The following is a 5065-nucleotide window of genomic DNA, read 5'->3' as shown; positions in this document are numbered from 1 at the left end:
TCGACTTGGGTTCGGACGAAACCGACCGTGGGCGCCACCAGGGTGCGGTGCGGGCTGGGCAGGACCCGTAGGTCAAGCCCGGGGTCCCATTGTTTCCAGAGCTCGCAGAGCCGACGGTTGGCGTCGGGGTCGGTGTCGACGGTCACCGGGACCACTTCGCCGCCAAGTCGCATCGCGACCTGCAACGCATGCCCGACGACCTTGCTGATCGTGATGACCGGAACGATGACCATTGCGTCACCCGCTTCGCGGGAAGGTCCCGGAACGGGTTTTAGTGGCGGTTGTCCCAGATCCAACTGTTCGGCGACGTGATAGTAATAGCGTTCGATCCGATTGAAGAGCAGCATCAGCCCCGGCACGAGCAGCAGCAGCAGCCAGGCACCCTCGGTGAATTTGCTGGCGAAGAGCACCGCCCCTGCCACGGCGGTGAGTACCGCCCCGGTCCCGTTGAGTGCGACCTTGCCCACCCAGCCGCGGCCGCGTTGTTGCAGCCAGTGCCGGACCAGTCCGGTTTGGCTGATCGTGAATCCGATAAAGACGCCGATCGCGAACACGGGCAACAACCGGTGGGTTTCGGCGCCGACGACGAGTAACACCGCGGCGGCCAGTAGGCCTAAAGCGGCAACGCCGTAGCGGTACACGGGGCGTTCGGCGCGAAGCGTGAACAGGTGCGGCAGCCGGTGGTCCTTGGCCAGCAGCTGCATCAACACCGGCAGCCCGCCAAAGCTGGTGTTCGCCGCGAGAGCCAACACCAGAGTTACCGCCAAGTTGGTCACATAGAACGGCCACCCGGTTCCCAATGCTCCCGCCGAGAGCTGCGCGAGGACCGTGACGTCGCCGCGCGGTGTCACTTGATGCAGCCGGATCAGCGCGGCCAGGCCAACAAGCATGGATGCGAGCAACACTCCCAACGCGACCTCGGTGTGTTGGGCCCGCTTGACGATGGGCGTCCGGAATTGGGGCACCGCGTTGGCGATTGCCTCGACTCCGGTCAGCGAGGAACAACCCGCCGAAAACGCCTTGAGAATCAACACCAGTCCCAGTGCCTCGGTCGCGCGGATGGGGCCCAGATCCGCACCGATAACGGCTACCGGATGCGGACGGATCAACCCGACGATGATGATGGCGAAGATACTGACGATGAACACCATCGCCGGTCCCATCAGCACCTTGGCCGACTCGGCGATTCCGATCAGGTTGATGGCGGTGATCAGCGCAAGCCCCGCCAACGTAACGCCCAGCAAGTGATGGGCCATCACCGGGAAGACGCTGCCCAGACTGGCCGCCCCGGCCGCCAGACTCACCGCAACGGTCAGCACGTAGTCGACCACCAGGCTCGCCGCAGCCAACAGGCTCACCGTTCGGCCGAGGTCCTTTTTGGCCACTGCGTAGGCTCCGCCGCCGTTCGGGTGGACCGCGATCACCTGCCGGTACGAGACGACCAACACCAGCAGCAGCACCGTGATTGCTATCGCGATCGGTAGGGTCAACCGCACTGCGGCAGTACCCGCGGCGACCAAAACCAGCACGATCGCTTCGGGACCGTAGGCAACGCTGGACAATGCGTCCAACGACAACGCGGCAAGACCGCCGGTGGCCGTCAACCGATGCGGATCGCCGCGCAGGTGCCGCCGCACCCGAGGATCAGCAATCTGATCAGCCGGTCGCTCCCGGTCGGCGACTGTTCTGATCAGGTTTTTCGATTCGTCAGATCGGCATCCCGCCCTGTGGCGGCGATGAAGTCGTCAAGGATGTCCACCACCGCTGTCGGGGACTCGACATGCGGGAAGTGCCCTACACCGGCGAGCACCTCAAGTCGACTACCCGGCACAGCCTCGTGAGCGGCGTACCCGTGGGCGACAGGGATGATCCGGTCCTGCTCACCCCAAATCAGCATGGTGGGTAATCCATGACTTAGATGAATCTTGTTGAGCGCACTGACCGCCTGGCCGCGGTAATCCACCACCGAGCGCAACGTACGCAGGAACGCTTGCCGTGCCTGCCGATCCGCCAACGACGAATAGGCTTTCCATATCTCGCCGGTGCGCGGCGACTGAATCCCGGCCGCCTTGAGCCATGACCTCAGCTTGTTGCCGACGTCCAACACCGGCTGCGGCGCGACTACTGGCAACACCAATTCGGCTCCGGGTGCCGAGAGGATCCGCAATATCCAGCTCAGATCGGGGCCGAGGCCACCGCTGCTGATAAGAACCAGTCGCCGACAGTAGTCGCGATGTTGATAGGTGAACTGCATGGCCACGCCGCCACCGAGTGATTGACCGACCACGGTCGCCTGGCTGATGCCTAGTTCATCGAGAAGATCACGCAGCAACGCCGCGAACGCGCCCAACGAATAGTCACCGCGCGGCTTGGCTGATTCACCGTGCCCCAACAGGTCCGGTGCCACCACCCGATACTTCTTTGACAACGGCGGGATGACGGCCCGCCAGGTCGCCGAACTTCCAGCCATGCCATGAATCAACAGCAGCGCCTCGCCGGCCCCGGCGTCCCGATAGGCGACACGCTCACCGTGCAGATCGAGATAGTTCATCTCGGTCACGCGAACTGGTCTCCATCCAACGATGTTCTGGCACGCCGGCCCGACTACTAGCCGACTATAACTTAACCTACGGTCCCGTAGGTTACTGGCCAGTAAATCACGGTCATCTGCGCGGGTCGCGACGCCATTGGCGGACCGCCGCGATCGCTGTCTTGAGGCCGCGGCGGCTCCCCGTCGCCAGGTCTGTCCCGGCAAAACCGGGTTCCAGTTCGGTGAACATCCGCTCGCTGTGGGTTTCCGGAGCGTCATCGGCGGTGTCGCGCAGGTAGCGGTCTGGCAGCGACAGTTTGGCGATAGTACGCCACGCCTTGCCGTACTGCATCAGGAACGAACCCGTGGTGTACGGGAGGTCGTATTTCTCGCAGACTTGCCTAACCCGTATCGAGATCTCGTGCAAGCGGTTGCTGGGCAAATCGGGGTAGAGGTGATGCTCGATCTGGTGGCACAGGTTGCCGCTCATGAACCGCATCGCGGGCCCGGCGTTGAAGTTGGCACTGCCTAGCATCTGGCGCAGATACCACTGACCCCGGGTTTCGCCGATCATGTCGGTCTTGGTGAATTTCTCAGCGCCGTCGGGGAAATGCCCACAGAAGATCACCGCGTTGGCCCAGATGTTGCGGATCACATTGGCCACGACGTTGGCCATCAGCGTCGATTTGTAGGTCGCCGCCGGCGACAGCGAAGTGAACGCCGGGAACGCGACGTAGTCCTTGACCACCTGTCTTCCGGCTTTGGCGGAGAATTCGCGGATCTGCTGGAGGGTGGTTTCGCGGTCCGGACCGCCCTTGAAAGCCTTGTCGAACTCGATGGGCTGCAACCCAATTCCCCACTCGAATCCCAGCGCGAGGATGCTGTTGAACAGCAGGTTGCCGATATTGTAAGGCTTCCAGGGCTGGTCGCGGGTGACTCGCAGGGTGCTGTAGCCCACGTCGTCGTCCATGCCGAGGATGTTGGTGTACTTGTGGTGCTGAAAGTTGTGGGTGTATCGCCAGTGCTTTGACGCACCACTCATGTCCCACTCCCATGTCGAGGAGTGAATCTCGGGGTCGTTCATCCAGTTCCACTGGCCGTGCATGACATTGTGGCCGATCTCCATGTTCTCGATGATCTTGGCCAAACCGAGTGTCAGTGTTCCCGCCCACCATGCCGAGCGCCTTGAGCTGGCGGTCAGCATGAGCCGGCCGGCGAGATCTAGAGCACGTTGCGCGGCGATGGTGCGGCGGATGTAGCGCGCGTCGCGCTCTCCGAGCGAATCCTCGATGTCCAGCCTGATCGCATCTAGCTCAACCCCCAGGTTTTCGATGTCGGGATAGGTCAGGTGAGCAAAGGCCGGAACGTCAGTAATCGCCATCGTTTTCTTTCTTTCTTTCTTTCGGGTTCATCTCGCTAGGCTCGGCCACTGCTAGCCGAGCCGGGGAGTACATCGGGCGGATCAGTAGTAGTGGCAGCGACCGCCGACGGCGTGTCCCATCCGTCCCATCAGCTCAGGGATTGAACGCATCATTTCGCTTCGCTCGCCGTCGGTTTGGCGTTGCCGCCGGCTGATCGGCGCGTCCTAACTGACGCGCACGGATCGGGTGAATGCGGAGTTGGTGGTCCCGCGAATTCCGGATGACGACTTTGAAATGTGCGGCGCGAGCAAGAGCTCATCAAGTTTAGCGGCGTACAGCCAAACTCTTTCCGGACTGGCTGAAGGGCTCAACAACAACAACGCTACACCTGCCGGGTACCGCCGGCCAGATCTTCTGACCCGAGGGGTCAGCCACGCGAGTAGCAGCGGTTGGGCACCGAGTCCCCTGTGGTGACATGTTCGTCGAACGGATTACGCTGGCGGAGAAGGTCATTCGCACGATCGAGGACAGCACACTCAGCCCATGTTTGGGTCCTGACTGGCGCGCTCGGCGTCAGAGGGGTCCTCAGCGGTAAGAGTGTCGAGGATGAACTGCGCGGCTGTGTGTCGATCGGTGCCCGCGCTATCAGCTCGGACATCCAGTTCCCGATGAGCCTGCCCCGGCGGGTGGCCGCGGCCCATGAGGACACCGATCGCCTGGTTGATGACCGACGCCGTTCGCAGAGCTGTCCCGGCGTCCGACCCGGCGGGGACGCCCAGGTGCTGATCGAGCGCGAAGTCGCTGGGCGGACGGCCGGTTAGCCACGCCAGGTCTGCGGCGAGGTCGACAAATGTTCCCGGCGTCCCCGCGTAGAGGATCAGGGCACCCGAGGGCGATGCCCGGCCGTCACCGACGCCGGGCAGCGTCAGCCGAAGCGAGGTGCGAACATTGTCGGCCGCGCCCTCCTCGAAAATGGTGAACGTGAACGGCGGATCACTGCCGCCGACGATCACGCTCAGACCCAGATAGGTGGGAACCGCCGCTTGGGCATTGGCGCCCAAGCGGTGCAGACTGTGCAGCACATCGGCACCGGGCTCATCCAGGGCGGCGGTGAGGATGCCCAAATCGGCGGCCAGGGCCGCACTGATCTTCATGGCGAGTTTGCTCCGCTGGG

Annotated in this window: 5 protein-coding genes; all 5 read right to left on the bottom strand. The window is 63.1% G+C overall.

What is annotated here, in order from left to right:
• Window positions 1–1691 (bottom strand): APC family permease (locus WBF82_RS11480; protein WP_424383155.1); only part of this gene is annotated, 1691 nt, incomplete at its 3' end.
• On the bottom strand, window positions 1691–2551 hold the full coding sequence (locus tag WBF82_RS11475) for an alpha/beta fold hydrolase (RefSeq protein ID WP_424383154.1): 861 nt from the start codon (window positions 2549–2551) through the stop codon (window positions 1691–1693). The genes WBF82_RS11480 and WBF82_RS11475, both read right to left, overlap by 1 nt.
• A gap of 112 nt (window positions 2552–2663) precedes the next feature.
• Entirely contained in the window at window positions 2664–3911 is a 1248-nt protein-coding gene (locus WBF82_RS11470; protein ID WP_424383152.1) for a fatty acid desaturase family protein, read from the bottom strand.
• An 81-nt stretch (window positions 3912–3992) separates the two neighbouring features.
• Window positions 3993–4061: a DUF6131 family protein gene (locus WBF82_RS11465; RefSeq protein WP_424383153.1), complete on the bottom strand. Its 69-nt coding sequence runs from the start codon at window positions 4059–4061 to the stop codon at window positions 3993–3995.
• Window positions 4062–4427: 366 nt separating this feature from the next.
• The coding region (locus WBF82_RS11460) for a hypothetical protein (RefSeq protein ID WP_424383151.1) at window positions 4428–5065 on the bottom strand (638 nt) is incomplete at its 5' end.

The sequence above is a fragment of the Mycobacterium sp. genome, from assembly GCF_049673265.1.
GTDB lineage: Bacteria > Actinomycetota > Actinomycetes > Mycobacteriales > Mycobacteriaceae > Mycobacterium.
This window is presented reverse-complemented; position numbering and strand designations above follow the sequence as displayed.

Coding starts and splice junctions, on each gene's coding strand:
- WBF82_RS11475 (WP_424383154.1), bottom strand. CDS start 2,551: ATGAACTATCTCGATCTGCACGGTGAGCGTGTCGCCTATCGGGACGCC.
- WBF82_RS11470 (WP_424383152.1), bottom strand. CDS start 3,911: ATGGCGATTACTGACGTTCCGGCCTTTGCTCACCTGACCTATCCCGAC.